At 57.4% G+C, this 3,243-nt stretch carries 1 rRNA gene; it reads right to left on the minus strand.

Annotated features, from left to right (window positions below):
- Nucleotides 1-21 precede the first annotated feature (21 nt).
- Nucleotides 22-3,145, minus strand: a 23S ribosomal RNA gene (locus ACH492_RS39960).
- Nucleotides 3,146-3,243: the final 98 nt, after the last annotated feature.

A 3,243-nucleotide genomic window follows, 5' to 3' on the forward strand; every position in this document is an offset into this window, starting at 1 on the left:
ACACAGTGGACGCGAGCAACTGAGGACAAGCCCTCGGCCTATTAGTACCAGTCAGCTTCACCGGTTGCCCGGCTTCCACATCTGGCCTATCAACCCAGTCGTCTACTGGGAGCCTTACCCTCTCAAGGAGGTGGGAGTCCTCATCTCGAAGCAGGCTTCCCGCTTAGATGCTTTCAGCGGTTATCCTTTCCGAACGTAGCCAACCAGCCATGCCCTTGGCAGGACAACTGGCACACCAGAGGTTCGTCCGTCCCGGTCCTCTCGTACTAGGGACAGCCCTTCTCAAGACTCCTACGCGCACAGCGGATAGGGACCGAACTGTCTCACGACGTTCTAAACCCAGCTCGCGTACCGCTTTAATGGGCGAACAGCCCAACCCTTGGGACCGACTCCAGCCCCAGGATGCGACGAGCCGACATCGAGGTGCCAAACCATCCCGTCGATATGGACTCTTGGGGAAGATCAGCCTGTTATCCCCGGGGTACCTTTTATCCGTTGAGCGACGGCGCTTCCACAAGCCACCGCCGGATCACTAGTCCCGACTTTCGTCCCTGCTCGACCCGTCGGTCTCACAGTCAAGCTCCCTTGTGCACTTACACTCAACACCTGATTGCCAACCAGGCTGAGGGAACCTTTGGGCGCCTCCGTTACCCTTTGGGAGGCAACCGCCCCAGTTAAACTACCCATCAGACACTGTCCCTGATCCGGATCACGGACCCAGGTTAGACATCCAGCACGACCAGAGTGGTATTTCAACGACGACTCCCCCTGAACTGGCGTCCAGAGTTCACAGTCTCCCACCTATCCTACACAAGCCGAACCGAACACCAATATCAAACTGTAGTAAAGGTCCCGGGGTCTTTCCGTCCTGCTGCGCGAAACGAGCATCTTTACTCGTAGTGCAATTTCACCGGGCCTATGGTTGAGACAGTCGAGAAGTCGTTACGCCATTCGTGCAGGTCGGAACTTACCCGACAAGGAATTTCGCTACCTTAGGATGGTTATAGTTACCACCGCCGTTTACTGGCGCTTAAGTTCTCAGCTTCGCCACACCGAAATGTGACTAACCGGTCCCCTTAACGTTCCAGCACCGGGCAGGCGTCAGTCCGTATACATCGCCTTACGGCTTCGCACGGACCTGTGTTTTTAGTAAACAGTCGCTTCTCGCTGGTCTCTGCGGCCACCCCCAGCTCACGGAGTAAATCCGATCACCAGTGATGGCCCCCCTTCTCCCGAAGTTACGGGGGCATTTTGCCGAGTTCCTTAACCATAGTTCACCCGAACGCCTCGGTATTCTCTACCTGACCACCTGAGTCGGTTTAGGGTACGGGCCGCCATGAAACTCGCTAGAGGCTTTTCTCGACAGCATAGGATCATCCACTTCACCACAATCGGCTCGGCATCAGGTCTCAGCCTTAATGTGTGACGGATTTGCCTGCCACACGGCCTACACCCTTACCCCGGGACAACCACCGCCCGGGCTGGACTACCTTCCTGCGTCACCCCATCGCTTACCTACTACCACCTTGGGCCGGCGGCTCCACCACTCCCCTTCACCCGAAGGATCCAGGGCGGCTTCACGGCCTTAGCATTAATGGGCTCGATACTGGGCGTTTCAAAGCGGGTACCGGAATATCAACCGGTTGTCCATCGACTACGCCTGTCGGCCTCGCCTTAGGTCCCGACTTACCCTGGGCAGATCAGCTTGACCCAGGAACCCTTAGTCAATCGGCGCACACGTTTCCCACGTGTGTATCGCTACTCATGCCTGCATTCTCACTCGTGAACCGTCCACCACTCGCTTACGCGGCGGCTTCACCCGGCACACGACGCTCCCCTACCCATCCGCACTCCCGTTGGGGATATATGTACGAATGACACGACTTCGGCGGTACGCTTGAGCCCCGCTACATTGTCGGCGCGGAATCACTTGACCAGTGAGCTATTACGCACTCTTTCAAGGGTGGCTGCTTCTAAGCCAACCTCCTGGTTGTCTCTGCGACTCCACATCCTTTCCCACTTAGCGTACGCTTAGGGGCCTTAGTCGATGCTCTGGGCTGTTTCCCTCTCGACCATGGAGCTTATCCCCCACAGTCTCACTGCCGCGCTCTCACTTACCGGCATTCGGAGTTTGGCTAAGGTCAGTAACCCGGTAGGGCCCATCGCCTATCCAGTGCTCTACCTCCGGCAAGAAACACACGACGCTGCACCTAAATGCATTTCGGGGAGAACCAGCTATCACGGAGTTTGATTGGCCTTTCACCCCTAACCACAGGTCATCCCCCAGGTTTTCAACCCTGGTGGGTTCGGTCCTCCACGAAGTCTTACCTCCGCTTCAACCTGCCCATGGCTAGATCACTCCGCTTCGGGTCTTGAGCGCGCTACTATACCGCCCTGTTCGGACTCGCTTTCGCTACGGCTTCCCCACACGGGTTAACCTCGCAACACACCGCAAACTCGCAGGCTCATTCTTCAAAAGGCACGCAGTCACGACTGTTGCTCCGAAGAACAACAGCGACGCTCCCACGGCTTGTAGGCACACGGTTTCAGGTACTATTTCACTCCGCTCCCGCGGTACTTTTCACCATTCCCTCACGGTACTATCCGCTATCGGTCACCAGGGAATATTTAGGCTTAACGGGTGGTCCCGCCAGATTCACACGGGATTTCTCGGGCCCCGTGCTACTTGGGTGTTGCACAAGCAAGCCGCTGATGTTTCAGCTACGGGGGTCTTACCCTCTACGCCGGACCTTTCGCATGTCCTTCGCCTACATCAACGGTTTCTGACTCGCCTCATGGCCGGCAGACCATGAAAGTGCAATCCCACAACCCCGTATGCGCAACCCCTGCCGGGTATCACACGCATACGGTTTGGCCTCATCCGGTTTCGCTCGCCACTACTCCCGGAATCACGGTTGTTTTCTCTTCCTGAGGGTACTGAGATGTTTCACTTCCCCTCGTTCCCTCCACACTGCCTATGTGTTCAGCAGCGGGTGACAGCCCATGACGACTGCCGGGTTTCCCCATTCGGAAACCCCCGGATCAAAGCCTGGTTGACGGCTCCCCGGGGACTATCGTGGCCTCCCACGTCCTTCATCGGTTCCTGGTGCCAAGGCATCCACCGTGCGCCCTTAAAAACTTGGCCACAGATGCTCGCGTCCACTGTGCAGTTCTCAAGCAACGACCAGCCACCCACCACCCCGCCCACACGGGCGAGTTCACTGGGGCCGGCATCGCGAAGGA

The organism is Streptomyces sp. NPDC019443, assembly GCF_044389785.1.
Lineage (GTDB): Bacteria > Actinomycetota > Actinomycetes > Streptomycetales > Streptomycetaceae > Streptomyces.